Below are 17,033 nucleotides of genomic sequence, written 5' to 3' on the forward strand. Positions count from 1 at the left end.
GCCTGTTTTATAGGGAGGACGAGCGCCCGGCCGGGCGTTAACCACGTAAATTACGTAGTTTACGCAGAAGCAGGATTTAGGCGGGCGTAGCCTGGGTGATCGCGACCTTGCGCACCACGCCGGCGCCGAACGCCTCGGGCGCGGCGGCTTCGACGACCTTGCGGAACTGGTCGAGGCTGGGCAGCAGTCCGTCCTTGCCGGCGGCCAGCGGCGTCTTGAAGGTGCGCATGTTGATCGCGTGCAGCAGCAGCGGCAGGCGCTTGGTCACGTCCGGGGACTTGTCCCTGGGAACCTCGAGGTTGAACTGGAACTGGACATAGCCGGTCAGCCGCCCGTCCTCGGCCGAGACCAAAGGCGCGAGCAGCTTGTCGACCGGCACGAACACCGTCTCCACCTCTTCCGCCGGCGCCCTGGCCGCCTGGGCGGGGCGGGGGCCGAGCACCACCAACGTGGCAAGCGCGGCGCCGCCGCCCAGGCCGAGACCGGCCAGCACCACGACGATCAGGAACAGCATCTTCTTCATGGTGCGATACTCAGAACTTGAAGCTGCTGTCGGTCGGAAGCGACGAGGCTTCCGCCTTCAGGACGATGGTGATGCGCCGGTTCTCCGGCCGATCGGGCTGGCCCGGGAAGACCGGGCGGGTGCCGCCCATGGCGACGATCTCGGCGAAGCGGTCGGGCGTCATGCCCGAGGCGATCATCGCTTGGCGCGCGGCGAGCGCGCGCGCCCCGGAAAGCTGCCAGTTGGCATCGCTCTGGCCGCCGCCCGAGGCATCGGTATGCCCCTCGATCGCGATCTGGCCGCCCTGCTGGGCGAGCTTGGCCGCGGTCTTGGCAAGCAGCGAGCGGGCGAAGGGGTTGAGCTCGGCGGTGCCGGGCCGGAACATCGACTGCTTGTCGGTGTCCATCAGCGTGATGCGCATGCCGCTGCGATCGGATTCGAGCTGCACGTTCTTGCGGCCCTGGTCCTGCGGCACGCTGTCGAGCGCGACCTGCAGTTCGCTGGCGAGGACGCGCATCGAGGTGTCGGGCACATTGGCGGTGCCGCCGCGCGAGGCGCCGTTGGTCGCCGCCTCGGTGGTCGGGGTGCCGTTGGCGCGGCTGCTGTCGTTCGACGAGCGGCGGGCCTGGCCGCCGGCGCCTTCGGAGGTGCCCATGACCGGGGTCGAGGGCGCGGTGTCCGAGATCGTCGGCGAGAAATAGGCGGCAAGGCCCTTCAGCCGCTGCTTGTCGGGATTGGCGATCAGCCAGAGCAGCATGAAGAACGCCATCATCGCGGTCACGAAGTCGGCGTACGCGACCTTCCAGGCGCCGCCATGATGGGCGCCGGCGACCTTCTTGACCCGCTTGATGACGATCGGACGATCATTCGGAATCGAAGCCATGCCACTTACCCCCGAAGCTTTCGTTCATCGACAGCGCGTCGCGCAGCCGTTCCTGCACCTCGGCGAGGCGGACGTGGTTGATGGCGCTCAGCGAGTCCTCGCCACCGGCGATCCGCTCGAGCAGATTCGCGCACTCGTCGGTGTGCTGGATCAGATAGTCGAACGACTGGAGCTGCTCGATATGGTCGTGCGCGAACTGTTCGTCGGCGACGAGCACTTCGGCCAGCCGCTCGAGCATCTCGCGCATCTCGCGCAACTCGCTGGCGATCACGCTGTGGAGCATGCCCGCATGGGGGTCGTAGCCAGGCAACGGCTCGGCCTGAAAGGGCTGGGCGGGCACGGGCATACACGACATCAGAAAAGCTCCAGGTCTCCGCCGGCGGGCGGCAGGTTGACGGGGACGGGCGGGCGATCGGGAACGCGGTCCGCCACCTTGGTGCAGCGGCTCTTGCCCTCGTGGGGCAGGAACTCGACCTTGCGCGCCGAAGTGCCGCCGAGATCGGTGTGCGCGACCTCGATGCCTTCGTCCGCCATGAAGCGGCGCGCGAACGCCGCGTTCGCGGTCCCGATGCCGCCCAGACCGGAAACGATGTTGCCGCCGCCATACAGATGAGCCTTCAGCCGGGTGCGCATCGCGCCCCGCGCCATCAGCCCATTGATGAGAAGCTCCATGGCATGAACGCCATAGCGCTGCATGTCTCCGGCGGAGACGCGTTGGTCCGCGCCCGGTTCGCCGAGGAGGAAGTGGTTCATCCCACCCACCTTGGCTACGGGATCGTAGAGACATGCGGCGACACAGCTGCCGAGCAGCGTCGAAACGACGACGCCCGGCTCGGCCACGATCGCATTCTCGCCCTGTACGATCGAGACGCGGCGCATCAGGTCAGCTCGCCGAAGACGCGCTCGATCTTCTCCTTCAGCGCAGCCGGCGCGAAGGGCTTCACGACATAGTTGTTCACGCCAAGGGCCGCGGCCTTCTGGACGATCTCCTTGTCCGACGAGCCGGTGAGCATGATGAACACCGTCTTGCCGATCACCGCGTCGGTGCGGACCGCTTCCAGGAACTGGAGGCCGTCCATTTCCGGCATGTTGTAATCGGAGATGATCAGATGGACGCGGTCAGCCTTGACCGCCGCCAGCGCTTCCGGGGCGCTGGGCTTGTCACGCACGTCCTTGAACCCGAGATCCTGTAGCGCGCGACGGATCATCGCGCGCATGCTGGTCTGGTCATCGACCACCATCACCTTGATCGCTGCAGCAGCAGGCATCAGACGCTCCCAATCTTCTCTCGGCAGGCCTTGAGGATCGCCTCAGGCATGCCCGACAAACCAACTTCATGTTCCACCGCACCCAGCTCCTTTGCCGAGCGCGGCATTCCCCAGACCACGCAGGTTTCCCTGCTCTGGCCCAAAGTGCGGGCCCCGGCCTGGCGCATGGCCAGCAGGCCCTGCGCACCATCGGCACCCATGCCGGTGAGGATCACGCCCACCGCGGCTTTGCCTAGCGGCGCCACCGAGTTGAACAGCGTGTCCACCGAGGGCCGGTGGCCGGAGACGGGGTCGCCGTCCCGCAGCTTGATATGGCCACGGATGCCGCCGCGCAGCTCCATGTGGCGCTGCCCCCCAGGAGCAATATAGACGGTTCCCGGCAGGACCGGCGCGCCATCCGTAGCTTCCACAACCTGGACCCGGCATTCGCCGTTCAGCCGCTCCGCGAAATTGCGCGTGAAGGCGGCCGGCATGTGCTGGACGATCAGCACCGGCGGGCAGTTCTCCGGCAGGGCAGGGAGCAGCGAGAACAGCGCCTCGACGCCGCCCGTGGACGAGCCGATCGCGATGATCCGCTCGCCGACCGCGCCGGCGGCGATGGTCGGCTGGACGGGCAGGCGCTGCGGCCCGGCGCGAGCGACCGAACGGGCGGCCGCCTTGACCTTCTCGCAGAGCAGCACCGCGTCGCGCTCGATGTCCTCGGGCGTGCCGCTGGGCTTGGTGACATAGTCGACCGCGCCTAGGCGGAGCGCCTCGATCGTCACTTCCGCACCGCGGGCGGTCAGCGTCGAGCACATCACCACCGGCATCGGCCGGAGGCGCATGATGCGCTCGAGGAACGACAGCCCGTCCATTCCCGGCATCTCGACGTCGAGCGTCAGCACGTCGGGGTTGAGCGTCTTGATCATCTCCCGCGCCGCGAACGGTTCGGGGGCCATGCCGACCACCTCGATGGCGGGATCGGCGGAGAGCATGCGGTTGAGCGTCGCGCGCATCGAGGCGCTGTCGTCGACGATCAGCGTGCGTACCGGCGCCATCAGTGTATCTCCGGCTTCTGGTAGATGGTGTGCCCGCAGGAACGCATGTGGCGCGCCGCCGGGCCGATCAGCCGCTCGGAATGACCGATATAGAGGTGCGCGCCCGGAGCCAGCTGGTTGACGAAGCCCGCCTCCAGCTCTTCCTTCGCGGGATCTCCGAAATAGATCATCACGTTACGGCAGAAGATCACGTCGTACGCGGCCTTGAGCGGCCAGGGCTCGAACAGGTTGAGCACCTTGGCGGTCACCAGCGAGCGTGCCTCCTCGGCCATCTGGTAGCCACCCTGCACGGGCTTCATCCACAGGCTGCGATAGGGCTCGGGCACGGCTTCGGCGACATTGTCGGCATAGAAGCCGCGACGCACCGATTCCACCACGTGCGGCGCGATGTCGGTCGCCAGCAGGCGGACATCGGCGTTGCGCAGCCAGGATGCGGACGTGCGGTCCGTACCCAGCAGGCACATGGCGATCGTGTAGACCTCCTCGCCCGACGAGCAGCCCGCCGACCAGATCCGCACCGGGCCCTGCTTGCGCTTGAGCACGGGCAGGACGGTCTCGCGGAAATGATCGAAGTGGTGCGGTTCGCGGAAGAAATGCGTGTGGTTGGTGGTCAGCGCCACCACCATCGCATGGCGTTCCACCGGGTCGCTCTGCACGAGCGCGACATATTCGGAGAACTTGGCCAGGCCATGCTCGCGCAGCCGGCGCCCAAGGCGCGACTGGACGAGCGTGGTCTTCGCCTCGCTCAACGCGATGCGCGCATCCTCGTGCATGATCGCGGCGATGGCGGCGAAGTCGCGGGGCGTGAGCTCCGCGTTGCTCGCTGCCGACATGGCCGATGCGACGCCGGCAGGCGCCAGGGCGCCCCCGGCGGCGGTCACGCTGCGAGATCCAGGTGCTTGGTCAGGCTCAGCGCGTCGAGGTCGAGCAGCAGCACCATGGTGCCCTTCTCGTCCCGGGTGCCGTCCTTCTGGCGCGTGGCGATGCGGACCAGGCCGGCGATCACGCTGGGCTCGATCGTCTCGACCTCGGGGGCCGGCTGGATCTCGGTCTCGCCGATCGCGACGATGTCGTTGACTTCGTCGACCAGGAAGCCGGCCTGCTTGCCCGCGATGTTGACGACCAGCACGCAGGAGCGGGCATGGATCGCGCTCGGCTCCCAGCCCAGGCGCTCGGCCAGGCCGACCACCGGGATCACGTTGCCGCGCAGGTTGGTCACGCCCTTGATGAAGCCCGGAACGTTGGGGAGCGGGGTCGGCTCGTCCCATTCACGGATCTCGATCAGCGCGCGCATGTCGATCCCGAAGGTCTGCTGGGCGAGCGAGAAGGTAACGATCTTGCGGTCGGTACCGGCGTTGTCGTTGGTGTCGGTCATGCTGCCATTCCTTTGGGCGTGTAGCGGTTGGTGGAGGCGACGAGCGCCTCGATGTCGAGGATCAGTGCGATCGAGCCGTCACCCAGGATGGTGGCGCCGCCCAGGCCGCGGATCGGGTGCAGGTTCTGGTCGAGGCTCTTGATCACCACTTCGCGGCGGTCATCGATGGTATCGACGACCAGGCCGACCTTGCCGTGCGCCTCGCTCTCGACGATCACGACGAGGCTGTCCTCGACCGCGCGGTCGTCGTTGAGGCCGAAGATCTCCGTCGCACGCTTCACCGGCACATATTCGCCGCGCATGTCGATCACTTCGCTGTCCGGCGAGGTGCGCTTCACCTGGCCCGGCTCGGGCTGGACCGTCTCGAGCACATGCGCGAGCGGCAGCACGAAGCGCTGGCCGGCGAGGCGGACGATCATGCCGTCCAGGATCGCCAGGGTGAGAGGCAGGATCATCGTGAAGGTGGTGCCTTCGCCCGGGACCGAGTGGATTTCCACGCGGCCGCCCAGCGCCTCGACGTTCGAGCGGACCACGTCCATGCCCACGCCGCGACCCGAGATGTTCGAGATGGTCTCCGCGGTCGAGAAGCCCGGCGCGCAGATCAGCTGGTCGATTTCCTCGTTGGAGAGGACCGCGTCGGCGCTGATGATGCCCTTCTCGATCGCCTTGGCCTTGACGCGCTCGCGGTTGATGCCGCGGCCATTGTCCTGGACGCGCACGAAGATGCGCGCGCCGCGCTGCTCGGCCGAGAGCTTGATCGTGCCGGCCGGATCCTTGCCCGCCGCGATGCGCTCTTCGGCGCTCTCGAGGCCATGGTCCGCGGCGTTGCGGATCATGTGGGTCAGCGGATCGCCGATCTTCTCGATCACACCCTTGTCGACTTCGGTGGTCTCACCGTACGTCTCGAGGTTGATCGTCTTGCCGGTTTCGACCGAGAGGTCGCGCAGCATGCGCGGCACGCGGCTGAAGGCCTGCTTGATCGGCTGGGCGCGCAGCGACATGACATTGTCCTGGATCTGGCGCGTCAGGCGGGCCAGTTCCGGGAGTTCCACGCGCTGGCGATCGGCCGGCGACAGCCGGTCGGCCAGGATCGAGTTGCGGATCACCAGCTCGCCGACCAGGTTGAGCAGCAGGTCGAGCTTGCCGAGATCCACGCGGATCGTCTGCTGGGCCGCGTCGCCGCCCGCCTTGGGGGCGATGGACGGCGTCTCGACGCTGCCGATCGGCGGCGACGCCGCGGCGATCGTCTCGACGACGCGCTGCATCTCGGCGGCGAAGTCCTCGATCGGAGCGCTCACCGGCACGAAGCCGAACTCGTCGGCGCCGGTGTCGGCGGCGGGGGCCTCGGCCACCGGCGCGGCGGCCGGGGCAGGGGCTTCGTCACGGCGGACCTCGACGAGCGAATCCGGCGCGACGAAGTCGAAGCAGTCGTTGATGTCGCCCTCGGCGACCTCGCCCGGCACGCGCAGCGTCCAGGTGAAATAGGCATCCTCGGGATCGAGGTCGCGCAGCGGCGGCACCGTCTCGGTGTCGACCGAGAGGATCTCGGCGCCGAGCGTCTCGAGCTCGCGGATGATCAGCAGCGGCTCGCCGGCATTGGCGAGCGCGGCGCGCGACGGCTTGAAGGTGACGATCCACCAGGCGTCCGCGGCCGGAGCCTCGGCAGGCGCGTCGAAATCGTCGAGCGACACGGCCATCGGCACGAAGCCGAACTCGTCCGCTTCCGCGGCGGGAGCGGGGGCGGCCGGAGCCTCGACCGCGACCGGCGCGGGGGCCGGGGCAGCGGCGGGCGCACCGTCATCGGCACCCTTGTTGGCGAGAACCTGCTCGAGCGCGGCCAGCGCGGCCTCGTCGGCCGGGCGCGGGGCCAGGCCCTTGGCGGATTCGACATGGTCCGTCAGGATGTCGAAGGCGCTCAGCATGACCTTGACCACGCCGGGGCTCGGCGGGATCTTGCCACCGCGCACTTCGTCGAGGACGTTCTCGAACTTGTGCGCGAAGGCGGTCAGGTCGGCATGGCCGAACGCGCCGGCACCGCCCTTGATCGAGTGGACGGCGCGGAACACGCCCGCGATGACTTCGGCCGAGACGTCGCCGGCCTGCATGGCCGAAAGGCCCTGCTCGGCGGTCACCAGACCTTCGGCGCACTCTTCGAAGAAGATCGCCTGGATTTCGTCGAGTTCGTCGCTCACGGGCACACGCGGCGGATGGCCGCCCCCAGCTTGGTGGCTTCGAACGGCTTGGTGATCCACCCGGTCGCGCCGGCCGAACGGGCACGCGACTTCTTCTCGTCCGAGAATTCGGTCGAAAGAACCAGGATCGGCGTGCCGCGGAACTCGTTCAGCGCACGCACCGCCTCGATCAGTTCGAATCCGTCCATCTTAGGCATGTTGATGTCGGTGATGAGCAGGTCGGGCTTCACCTCGTGCATGCGCTCTAGTCCGTGCTCGCCGTCATTGGCGCTCTCGATGCGAAAGCCCTGCGCGGTCAGCGACGTCTTGAGCAGCATGCGCATGCTCGCCGAATCGTCGACGGTAAGGATCAACTTGCTCACTGGACGTCTCCGGTATCGAGGCCGACCGCCGCAGCCAGCTGGCAGCGGTTCACGCGATCGACAAATGCAGGGCTGGGGTTGGCAATGCGGAATAGCTGACCGTTGCTCGCGGCTTCGGCGCGCGCGGCGACGAGGAGCTGGAGGACGGCCTGGCCGACGCTCTCGACTTCCGACGCGTCGATTTCGATCGTGTCGTCGAGGTCCGCGGCGAGCACGAGGCGCACGCGCAGGTCTTCGGCCGTAACGGTGGTGCCATGGGCGGGGAGGCGCAGCGCGCGCTCCTCGGCGTCAGGCAGCTGCAGGGGCTGGTCCATTCTTGGCCTCGTCAAGTGCGGTTTCGAGTTGCTGGAAGGTCGGCGAATAGGCCGACGGGGTCATGCGGCGGGCGATCTCGATCGCCACCTGAACCGGCTGGTTCTGGGCATAGGCGACGATCGCGGTCTTCACGATCGAATAGGGCTTGCCGTCGGCCTCGATCGTCTCGAGCAGCTTGGCGGCGAGCGGACCCACCACGCAGTAGCTCAGCAGAACGCCCAGGAAGGTACCGACGAGCGCGCCGCCGATCATCGCGCCGAGGATCTCGGTTGGCTGGTCGATCGAGCCCATGGTCTTGATGACGCCGAGAACCGCGGCGACGATGCCGATCGCGGGCAGGCCATCGGCCATGATCTGGAGCGCGTGCTGCGGGCCGGCCTCTTCGTGGTGATGCTTCTCGATGTCCGCGTCCATCGCGGCCTCGATCTGATGCGGGTCCTCGAAGTTGACCGTCATCATGCGCAGATAGTCGCAGATGAACTCGATCAGGTGATGGTCCTTGAGCAGGCGCGGATAAGGCGTGAAGAGATTGCTCTCCTCCGGCTTGTCCAGGTGCGGCTCGAGCGCCGTGGCGCCACCCTTCTTGAAGGTGGAGAGCACGGTGAACATCAGGGTGAGCAGGTCCTTATAGTCCTGCGCCTTCCACTTGCCGCCCTTGAACGAGCGCATGATGCCCGCGCCGGCCTTCTTTACCGTCGACATCGAATTGGCGACGATGAAGGCCCCGATGGAGGCCCCTGCGATCGCCATCATCTCGTGCGGCAACGCATGCGAGATGATCTCGAACTTGCCGCCCGACATCATGAAGCTGCCGAACACGCAAACGAGAATGATGATGAAACCTACGCCGTTTAGCATGGCGGTTCGCCCGATGTCCCTGTTGTTTCCAGAATTATAGGAAGGATTTGCCGGTGCGGTGCGGCCGCACCGGCAAATTGGTTAGGCCGCGGCCGTGGCGCGGTCCTGGTACTCGATCACCTGGAGATAGTTCTGCAGCCGGTTGGTCTCGAGCGCGGCAAGCAGCTTGTTGTTGTGCCAGGGCACGATCATCTCGGCGAGCGCCGGCGCCCAGGGTGCCGAGCTGTCGAACAGCATGCCCAGGCCGAACACCGCGGGCACATGCGCCCAGGCGAGCGGGCGGGCGTCGGTCTGTGCCTCGGCGCGGAAATCCTCCACGGCGGTCAGCACGCCGTTGCGCGGGCCGCCTTCCTGCAACGCCCAGGCGAAATGGCCGCCACCGCGGAAGCCGCGATTCTCGCGCCAGCCGGCATCGCCGGGGACCACCCCTGCATCATAGCTGTAGGCGTGACGGTGCTCGGCGGGGATGCGCTCGGGTGCGTAGTAGAAGTCGCGGCGGGCGCAGGGCCAGGAGACGTCATGCAGGATGGCAAGGAAGTGCTTGCCGTCGCGGCGCGAGAGCTCGTCGGCGATGCGCAGCTCGTTGTAGACGGTGTAGTAATTGTGGTCGCCGTCGATCACCCAGGCATCGACGTCCTTCAGGCCCGGCATCGCATCGAGGCTCGGCTCGGCGATGTGGCGCACTTCGGGCGTCTGGCTCGCCCAGGCGACGAACTCGGGCTTGGGGCAGGGATCGATGCTGGTCAGGCTGCCGCCCAGCGCGCGCGCATAGGCGGCGAGCTGCTGCGACATGCCGCCGAACTCGGCGCCGACCTCGGCGATGTTGCGCGCGCCGGCGATGTGCAGACCGTGCAGGATCAGGTCCGAGAATTCCGACATGGAATGGATCAGAAGCGTCATGCGTTGGCTCCCGCGAAGATGTGAGGGGCGGTCTGGGGCACCGCGGCCTGGCGCGCGGCGATCGGGCGGAACACGAGCGCGAGCATCATCGGCCGGTCCCCCTGCCGCGGCGGAGGCGGGACCATCATGAAGCCGAACTCGTTCTCGCAGCGGAAGAGATGCGGGGCGACCTGCTCCATACCCTCGAGCGAGGGCAGGGCATCGATCTCCTGGTTGCCATCGGCATGTTGCTTGTCGCTCAGGAATCGGTCGACCGGCATGAAGCTGGCGCTTTCGACCTGCACATAATCGTAGAGTTGGCCGAACTGGACGCCCACCGAGAATCGGCTGTCGCCGATCGGGATGGGCGCCAGATAATAGCCGTCATGCGTCGGGGTGGCGGTGACCTTGCCGGTCGAGACCTGGTTGCCGTCGGCGACGATCAGCGGCAGCGCGATCGAATTGTCGACAAAGTCCTGGTATTTGAGCGGCATGGCGAAGCGGCGCTGGGCAAGCAGGCTGAGCTTCACCGCCAGCCCCTCGCCGTGCAGCTCGGCCGGCAGGTACATCCGGTCTGCGCCCTTCATGTAGGACAGCCCGCGCTGGCGCAGGCTTTTCTTCGCGATGCCGGCGTCGAACAGCGAGACGGTGTTGTCGACGCCCAGGTTGATGTCGTGCTCGAACTCGCCGAGCACCGCGAGCTCGGCCTCGAGCGGCACGTACATCAGCCGGCCGAGCACGGCGGCGGCGGCGCGGCGCCACATCATCGTCTCGTGCGGCGCTCGGGCGCCGCGGATCGTCACGCTGCCTTCGTCGTGCACAAAGCGCAGGCAGCCTGCCTGCACCGCGTCGCGGACCGTGGACTGGCGCGACTTGATCGAGTTGCCGCGGCGGATCGAGGTGCCGTCCTTCTCATAGTCGACGACCGAACCCTGGGCGGCGGTACAGAGCTGCTCGAGCACCGCGACGTTTGCGCACAGCGATTCGAGCGCGGTGCAGTCATAATCGTCGTGGCCGATGAAGCCCTTCTTGTCCAAGCCGCTGCGCGACTGCTCGCGCAGCACCAGGTAGCGGCCGGCGACCTTCACATCGAGGGCACGGGCGAGCACCGCTTCGATGTCGTTCTGGACCGAGCCGTTATAGCCCAGGTCGACCAGCATCAGCGTGTCGCCCTTGGCCGGGTTCACCGCCTTGCGAACATGCGCGATCATCCGCTCGGCAAAGGCGCGCGAGGCAGCGGTGATGCGGCGCATGCGCTGCGGATCCTGCACGGCCTTGAGAAAGGCGGGCGGGCGCCCATGATCCTTGACCAGCTTGGCGGCTTCGGCTGCCGGGAACAGCAGCTGCTTGGCCACGACGCTGAGATCGCTCATGATCTCGCGCTGGAGATAGTTCTCGACGGTTTTGGCATCGGTCAGCGAGGAGGCCGTGCCGGTGAAGCGGCTGATCTCCACGGCATGGCCGGTGCCGCCGCGCGCTTCGTGGACGAGCTGGGGCAGATAGCCGTCGCGCATCAGGAACACCGCATGGACCTTGCCGCCATTCTGTGCCTGGAGCGCGGCGGCTTCGTCGCCCAGCCAGCGGTCGAAGCCGTTGAGCACCGGGCCGAGCGTGGTGTAGCCGAGCACCTCCGCCGCGTTGTCGAGCTGCGGCTCATAAGCCGCGATCGTCGCGCGGTGCGGCTGATGGGTGAGGGCGGTGCGCGCCTCGGTGGGGTGGAAGATCGCGTTGATCGCGCTTTCCAGGCGGATGCGCTGCTCGCTGCCTTCGGTGAACTGTTTGAGGTGCAGCGTGTTCACGCCGAAGGGGGCAACGCCGTCGACATCGGCCTTCTTGTTGTCGCCGATGTGCAGGATCTTCTCCGGCGCGATCTTGAGCGCCCGGAGCACCGGCTCGTACAGGCCCTCGCCCTTGGCCTTGCCATAGAAGGACGAGCAGAAGATGCGGCCGATCAGACCGGCGACTTCCTCACCCGCCGCTGCAGCAATCAGGCCGCGCAACTGCTTCTCGTCGAGATAGGTGTCGGAGACGATGATCGTCTCGATGCCGCGGGCCTTGGCCGCGCGCATCAGCTCGACCGTCGGCTTGAAGGCGAAGCAGTGGCGCGCTTCCGCATCGAGCTCGTCGCGCACCGCGGCTGCGCGTTCGGCTGCGCTCGCGTTCGGCAGCAGCTCGGCATAGATCTCGTCGATATGGACTTCGTTGCGGCGGTGGCGGACCGCGGCGGTGCTCCGCGCGGTCTGCTCGGCCCAGCCGCGCTGAAGCAGATTGGCTTCGCCAAGCGCGCCGAACAGGTCGCGCGGGGCGTGCACGTCACGCCACAGCAGCGTGTCGAAGCAGTCGAGCGAGAGCAAGGTCACGCCCGGATACGCATCGAGCGCGGTCGGCAGCGCGTGCGGAAGAATGGTGTTGGCCAATGATTTTCCCCGGATGCGCGCCCGCATTTCGGAGGGCGCACTAATCTTATAGGATGTACGCGCCCGGAACGTTCGCAATCGTCCTAGAATGAAGGGTCAAGCAAATGGAGCGAGCATGACCCTTAGTGCCTATCAGGCGGCCCGTGCCCGGGCCGAAACGCCGCGCTCGGCAGAGCTCAGGCTGTTGGGCGAGATCACCGGCGAGATGATGGAAGCGGAAGAGCGGGGCGCGAAGGGCGCGCTGCTGATGCCGTCGCTGCATCGCAACCGTGAGATGTGGAACGCCTTCAGCAACGATTGCAACGATCCCAATAACGGCCTGCCGCGTGACCTGCGCGCGCAGATCGTCTCGCTCGGCCTCTGGGTCGATCGCTTCACCAGCGACGTGATCGCCGGGCGCGAGCGGATCCGCGAGCTGATCGAAGTGAACCGGATGATCATGGAAGGCCTCCGCGTTCCGCAGCGCGTCGCCGCCTGATCCTGCGATCCGGCTGAAGAGAAAAGGGCGCCCGGCGAAAGCCGCGGCGCCCTTTTTCGTCGGCCCGGATCCCGGCTAGGAGCGGCCGATGCTCATCGCCGCCTTCACCTGGGTCCTGCTCATCAATCTCTGGACGATCCTGCGTTTCTGGCAGGATAAAAGGCGCGCAGTCGCCGGCATGCGGCGCATTCCCGAAGCCGATCTGCTCGGCCTGGCCCTGATCGGCGGCTCGCTGGGCGCGTTCGCGGCGCGGCGGCTGTTCCGGCACAAGACCCGCAAGCGGCCCTTCACGACCCGGCTCTGGCTGATCGCGCTGGGGCAACTGGGGATCGGGGCAGGGCTGCTGATCTTCAGTTTGCGGGCTTGAGCGGCGCCCACAAGAAAAGAGCGTCCCGGCTGAAGCCGGGACGCCCCTTTTCTTGCGTTGAGGACAGGACTCAGAAGCTGGCCCAGTCGTCCCCGCCATCCATTGCCGCGGCAGCAGCAGGAAGCGCCTTCACCGGCGAGACATAGCCGTTCTTCTTGGCGGCCGGCTTCGGCGCCCGGGTGGCGGGCGTCGGGGCCGGGCGCATCGCCGGGCGCACCGCGGTGGCGGCGCCGACGGTGAAGCGGCTGGCCTGCTCCGAAAGCGCATTCACTTCGGTGTTCAGGTTGCGCGCCGCCGCCGAGGTCTGCTCGACCATCGCAGCGTTCTGCTGGGTCGACTGGTCCATCGTGCCGATCGCGGTGCTGATCTGGGTGATCGCAGCCGACTGCGCCTGGTTGTCCGCAGCCATCTCGGCGAGCAGCGTGTGCACTTCGCCCACGTCGCTCGAGATGTTGGCCAGGGCGCCATCGACCTTCTGCACTGCATCCACGGCCGAGACGATGTCGGTCTGGGTGGCGGTCAGCTGGTCGCGGGCGCGGCCGGCTTCCTCTTCGGCGCGCATCGCCAGGGCCGAGACGAGATCGGCGACCACCGCAAAGCCACGGCCGGCCTCGCCGGCGCGGCCAGCTTCGACGGCGGCGTTCATCGCCAGAACGCGCGTCTGGAAGGCGATCTTGTCGAGACCTTCGATGACCGAGTCGATGCCCTTGGCGCTGTCGCTGACGCGGGTCATTGCCTGCATCGCCTCGTCGGCGATCGCGCGGCCGCCCGAGACGGTGCTGATCGCGCCGTCCGCCCGCTCCACGGTGCGGCCGGCCGAGCCTGCCATCACCTTCAGGCGCTGGTCCATCTGGCTGATCGCGGCCGAGGTCTCCTCGAGCGACGCAGCGTTGCTCTCGGTACGGCGGGCGAGGTCTTCCGACGCCTGGGCGATCTCGGTGGAGCCGGTGTTGATCGTCGCGGCCGATTCCATCACCGATCCGATCAGCGTGCGCAGGCTGCTGACCGCTTCGTTGAAGTTGGTCTTGAGCTGGACGTACTCGCCCGGGAACTCCCGGGTGATCGACGCGGTCAGGTCACCCTTGGCGAGGTCGCCGAGATTGTCGCCCAGCGTCTCGACGACCATCTTCTGTTCCGCATCGGCCTTGGCCTTGGCGGCGGCAGCGGCTTCCTGCGCCTGGGCGGCGTCGCGGAAGACCAGCACGGTCTTGGCCATGTCGCCGAGCTCGTCGCCGCGGTCGGTGCCCGGCACCTCGACGCGGTTGTTGCCGCCGGCGAGGGTGCGCATGGTGTCCTGCAGGCGTGCAAGCGGCTGGGTGATCCCGGCCCGCGAGACGATGAAGGCCACGCCCAGCGCGAGCAGGGTCGAGATGATGCTGATCGTCAGCATCAGGGTCGAGGTCGCGTCGGCCGAGTCCGAAAGCGTGTCCGATTCCTTCTTGCCGTCGGCGATGATCGCGTCGTTGAACTTGACCATGTCCGCCGCGAGCGCGTTCATCAGCGGGTCCATTTCGGCGAGCGTCGAACGCGCATTGTCGTTGTCGTTGCGCAGGCCGAACTGGATGGCGCGGGCAGCGAGCTCATGGACCTTGGCCATCCGCGTGCGGAAGTCCTCGATCTGCGGCTTCAGTTCCGGCTGGAGCTGCACCGCATTGTCGAACAGCTTGTTGGCCGATTCGAAGCTTGCCTGCTCTTGGCCTACCGTTTCGCGTGCTTCCTTGGAGGCGCCATCATAGGCGAGCGCGCGATAGGCGCTGTAGGCGATGTCCGTGCCGCGGCGATTGGCGCGGGCCATCGCGGTGGAAACGGGCATCTGCTCTTCGACCAGCGTCGAATATTTCGCGGTGATCGAGTCGAGCGCGTTGGTGCCGAACAGCGATACGGCGAAACCCACGCCCGCGATCATGATCACGAGCGCGAGAATCTTGGTTGGAATCTTGAACTTCGCGAGAAGATTCATGGTTTTGCACTCCTGCAAAAAGAAGCGGGCTCTCCCCCGAGCCCGCTTCCCCAATTGGTTAGGATCGATGCGTCACGGCGTCAGAACGACGTCCAGTCGTCGTCGCCGCCACTGGCAACAGCTGTGGTGATGGGCAGCGCCTTCACCGGGGAAACATAGGTCGCGTTCTTCTTGGCGACCGGCTTGGCCGGGCGCGAAGGGGTGGGAGTGGGGGCCGGGCGCATCGCCGGGCGGGCCGCGGTAGCGCCGACGGTGAAGCGGCTGGCCTGCTCGGCGAGCGAGCTCACTTCCGAGCTCAGATTGCGCGCGGCGGCAGAGGTCTGCTCGACCATCGCAGCGTTCTGCTGGGTGCCCTGGTCCATCATGCCGATCGCGGCGCTGATCTGGGTGATCGCGGTCGACTGGGCCTGGTTGTCGGTCGCCATCTCGGCAAGCAGCGAGTGGACTTCGCTCACGTCGCCCGAGATGTTGGCGAGCGCGCCATCGACCTTCTCGACCATCTCCACGGCGGCGACGATGTCGGTCTGGGTGGCGGTCAGCTGGTCGCGGGCGCGGCCGGCTTCCTCTTCGGCGCGCATCGCGAGGGCCGAGACGAGGTCGGCGACCACCGCGAAGCCGCGGCCCGCCTCACCGGCACGGCCGGCTTCCACGGCGGCGTTCATCGCGAGGACGCGCGTCTGGAAGGCGATCTTGTCGAGACCTTCGATGACGCTGTCGATGCCCTTGGCGCTGTCCGCCACGCGGGTCATCGCCTGCACCGCTTCGTCGGCGATCGCGCGGCCGCCCGAGACGGTGGTGATCGCGCCGTCGGCACGCTCCACGGTGCGGCCGGCCGATCCTGCCATCGCCTTCAGGCGCTCGTCCATCTGGGCGATCGCGGCCGAAGTCTCCTCGAGGCTCGCGGCATTGGCTTCGGTGCGGCGCGCCAGGTCTTCGGAGGCCGAGGCGATTTCGCTCGAGCCGGTGTTGATCGCAGCGGTAGATTCCATCACCGAGCCGATCAGCGTGCGCAGGCTGGTCACCGCCTCGTTGAAGTTGGTCTTCAGTTCGGCATAGGCGGCCGGATAGGCGGCGGTGATCTCGGCGGTCAGGTCGCCGCGGCTCAGCGCCTGCAGCGTGTCGCGCAGCGTGTCCATCACGTCGCGCAGCTCGGCGGCCGAGCGGGCATCGGCCTCGGCGCGGGCCTTGGTGCCCAGGCGGAACTGCTCGACGGCATTGGCGATCTGGCCCAGCTCGTCCTTGCGGTCGCGGCTCGGCACCTCGGCCTCGCCACCCTGGGCGAGCACGGTGGTCGCTTCGGTCAGCTTGGCCATCGGGTTGGCGACGGTGCGGTTGATCGCGAGCCAGATGCCGCCCAGGCCAGCAAAGGAGACCAGCGACAGCAGGATCGTCATGATGAGTGCGAAGGTGGTCTGGCCCTCGCCATATTCATTGTCCTTGGCCGAGCGCTCGCGGGTGCGGGTCAGCAGGTTGTCGGCCGCCTCGATCGCGTCGTGCGACTTTTCCTTGCCGACGCCCTTGATCGCCTTGACAGCGCCTTCCAGGTCATTCGCGGCGCGCAGGTCGAAGATCGTCTTGTTGGCGGCGATCAGCTCGGTCGCGCGGGCACGCAGGCCGTCGACATCGGCGCTGAAGTCATCACCGGCTACCTTGCGATAGGCATCGATGTCCGCCAGCAGCTTGGCCTCGCCCTTGGCGCGGCGCTCCACCAGGCTCGCCTCGTCCTTCGGGGTCGCAGCATTGTAATAGCTGTAGACGATGATCCGGAGCTCGCGGATGTCGGCGAGAACATCGGTCAGGCCGGAAAGCCCGGTGATGCCATTCTCGACGTGCCGGGTGGCGACGCCACTCAGCGTCTTGTTCGACACATAGCCGTTGATACCCAGGCCAAGGACCAGGGTGCCGATAAGGGCGAAGGCCACCAGCATCTTCTTTGCGAGGGGCCAGCTGTTGATTGTGCCGAGCATTCTTAATTCCACTAGCTTCCGGCACCCTTCGTGACGGGCACCGCGATTGACAGGGGAGCCCTGACGGGCGCGAAAATACCCTTCATTATAGGACCAAGTGGCGGCCCGTTCCCGGACTGCGTAGTTTCCACAGGGTGGGGTCTGGAGTTTACGGATCATCCTATAATTCGACG

18 protein-coding genes are annotated in these 17,033 nt (G+C 67.1%); 2 read left to right on the plus strand and 16 right to left on the minus strand.

The window, feature by feature from the left end:
• Positions 1-76: 76 nt before the first annotated feature.
• The 14 genes from J2W22_RS20950 to J2W22_RS21015 form a co-directional block, all read right to left on the minus strand.
• On the minus strand, positions 77-523 hold the full coding sequence (locus J2W22_RS20950; protein ID WP_307120219.1) for a hypothetical protein: 447 nt from the start codon (positions 521-523) through the stop codon (positions 77-79).
• Positions 524-533: 10 nt separating this feature from the next.
• Entirely contained in the window at positions 534-1,385 is an 852-nt protein-coding gene (locus tag J2W22_RS20955; protein WP_307120220.1) for a flagellar motor protein MotB, read from the minus strand.
• The gene (locus J2W22_RS20960) at positions 1,366-1,740 is read right to left on the minus strand and encodes a hypothetical protein (protein WP_307120221.1); all 375 of its coding nucleotides are present in this window, start codon (positions 1,738-1,740) and stop codon (positions 1,366-1,368) included. The genes J2W22_RS20955 and J2W22_RS20960 overlap by 20 nt, the downstream gene beginning before the upstream one ends.
• Positions 1,740-2,264 (minus strand): chemotaxis protein CheD, encoded by a 525-nt coding sequence (locus J2W22_RS20965; protein WP_307120222.1) that lies wholly within the window; start codon positions 2,262-2,264, stop codon positions 1,740-1,742. The genes J2W22_RS20960 and J2W22_RS20965 overlap by 1 nt, the downstream gene beginning before the upstream one ends.
• The gene (locus J2W22_RS20970) at positions 2,264-2,653 is read right to left on the minus strand and encodes a response regulator (RefSeq protein ID WP_183998045.1); all 390 of its coding nucleotides are present in this window, start codon (positions 2,651-2,653) and stop codon (positions 2,264-2,266) included. The genes J2W22_RS20965 and J2W22_RS20970 overlap by 1 nt, the downstream gene beginning before the upstream one ends.
• The gene (locus J2W22_RS20975) at positions 2,653-3,690 is read right to left on the minus strand and encodes a protein-glutamate methylesterase/protein-glutamine glutaminase (RefSeq protein ID WP_307120223.1); all 1,038 of its coding nucleotides are present in this window, start codon (positions 3,688-3,690) and stop codon (positions 2,653-2,655) included. Before J2W22_RS20975 ends, J2W22_RS20970 begins: the two co-directional genes overlap by 1 nt.
• Positions 3,690-4,571: a CheR family methyltransferase gene (locus J2W22_RS20980; RefSeq protein WP_307120224.1), complete on the minus strand. Its 882-nt coding sequence runs from the start codon at positions 4,569-4,571 to the stop codon at positions 3,690-3,692. The genes J2W22_RS20975 and J2W22_RS20980 overlap by 1 nt, the downstream gene beginning before the upstream one ends.
• Positions 4,568-5,065, minus strand: coding sequence for a chemotaxis protein CheW (locus J2W22_RS20985; RefSeq protein WP_307120225.1), 498 nt, complete (start codon positions 5,063-5,065; stop codon positions 4,568-4,570). The genes J2W22_RS20980 and J2W22_RS20985 overlap by 4 nt, the downstream gene beginning before the upstream one ends.
• On the minus strand, positions 5,062-7,257 hold the full coding sequence (locus tag J2W22_RS20990) for a chemotaxis protein CheA (protein WP_307120226.1): 2,196 nt from the start codon (positions 7,255-7,257) through the stop codon (positions 5,062-5,064). The genes J2W22_RS20985 and J2W22_RS20990 overlap by 4 nt, the downstream gene beginning before the upstream one ends.
• Positions 7,254-7,619 (minus strand): response regulator, encoded by a 366-nt coding sequence (locus tag J2W22_RS20995; protein WP_183998053.1) that lies wholly within the window; start codon positions 7,617-7,619, stop codon positions 7,254-7,256. The genes J2W22_RS20990 and J2W22_RS20995 overlap by 4 nt, the downstream gene beginning before the upstream one ends.
• A complete protein-coding gene (locus J2W22_RS21000) occupies positions 7,616-7,933 on the minus strand; it encodes an STAS domain-containing protein (RefSeq protein ID WP_307120227.1) in 318 nt (105 codons plus the stop codon). Before J2W22_RS21000 ends, J2W22_RS20995 begins: the two co-directional genes overlap by 4 nt.
• Complete coding sequence (gene motA, locus J2W22_RS21005) at positions 7,908-8,792, minus strand: flagellar motor stator protein MotA (protein WP_307120228.1); 885 nt, start codon at positions 8,790-8,792, stop codon at positions 7,908-7,910. Before motA ends, J2W22_RS21000 begins: the two co-directional genes overlap by 26 nt.
• 81 nt (positions 8,793-8,873) lie before the next feature.
• The gene (locus J2W22_RS21010) at positions 8,874-9,692 is read right to left on the minus strand and encodes a class I SAM-dependent methyltransferase (protein WP_307120229.1); all 819 of its coding nucleotides are present in this window, start codon (positions 9,690-9,692) and stop codon (positions 8,874-8,876) included.
• Positions 9,689-12,088, minus strand: coding sequence for an HAD family hydrolase (locus J2W22_RS21015; protein ID WP_307120230.1), 2,400 nt, complete (start codon positions 12,086-12,088; stop codon positions 9,689-9,691). Before J2W22_RS21015 ends, J2W22_RS21010 begins: the two co-directional genes overlap by 4 nt.
• A gap of 115 nt (positions 12,089-12,203) precedes the next feature.
• On the opposite strand from J2W22_RS21015, the gene flaF reads away from it, so the two are divergent.
• Together flaF and J2W22_RS21025 are read left to right on the plus strand one after the other, a co-directional pair.
• Complete coding sequence (flaF, locus tag J2W22_RS21020; RefSeq protein WP_307120231.1) at positions 12,204-12,566, plus strand: flagellar biosynthesis regulator FlaF; 363 nt, start codon at positions 12,204-12,206, stop codon at positions 12,564-12,566.
• Positions 12,567-12,654: 88 nt separating this feature from the next.
• Positions 12,655-12,933 carry a DUF1294 domain-containing protein gene (locus J2W22_RS21025; protein WP_307120232.1) on the plus strand — a complete coding sequence of 93 codons (279 nt, stop codon included), beginning with the start codon at positions 12,655-12,657 and terminating at the stop codon, positions 12,931-12,933.
• Between the two features lie 70 nt (positions 12,934-13,003).
• Here the strand turns inward: J2W22_RS21025 and J2W22_RS21030 are convergent, their stop codons facing one another.
• Positions 13,004-14,893: a methyl-accepting chemotaxis protein gene (locus J2W22_RS21030; RefSeq protein WP_307120233.1), complete on the minus strand. Its 1,890-nt coding sequence runs from the start codon at positions 14,891-14,893 to the stop codon at positions 13,004-13,006.
• 80 nt (positions 14,894-14,973) lie between these two features.
• Positions 14,974-16,860 carry a methyl-accepting chemotaxis protein gene (locus J2W22_RS21035; protein ID WP_307120234.1) on the minus strand — a complete coding sequence of 629 codons (1,887 nt, stop codon included), beginning with the start codon at positions 16,858-16,860 and terminating at the stop codon, positions 14,974-14,976.
• Between the last annotated feature and the right edge of the window lie 173 nt (positions 16,861-17,033).

The sequence above is a fragment of the Sphingomonas kyeonggiensis genome, from assembly GCF_030812785.1.
GTDB classification, from domain to species: Bacteria; Pseudomonadota; Alphaproteobacteria; order Sphingomonadales; family Sphingomonadaceae; genus Sphingomonas; species Sphingomonas kyeonggiensis_B.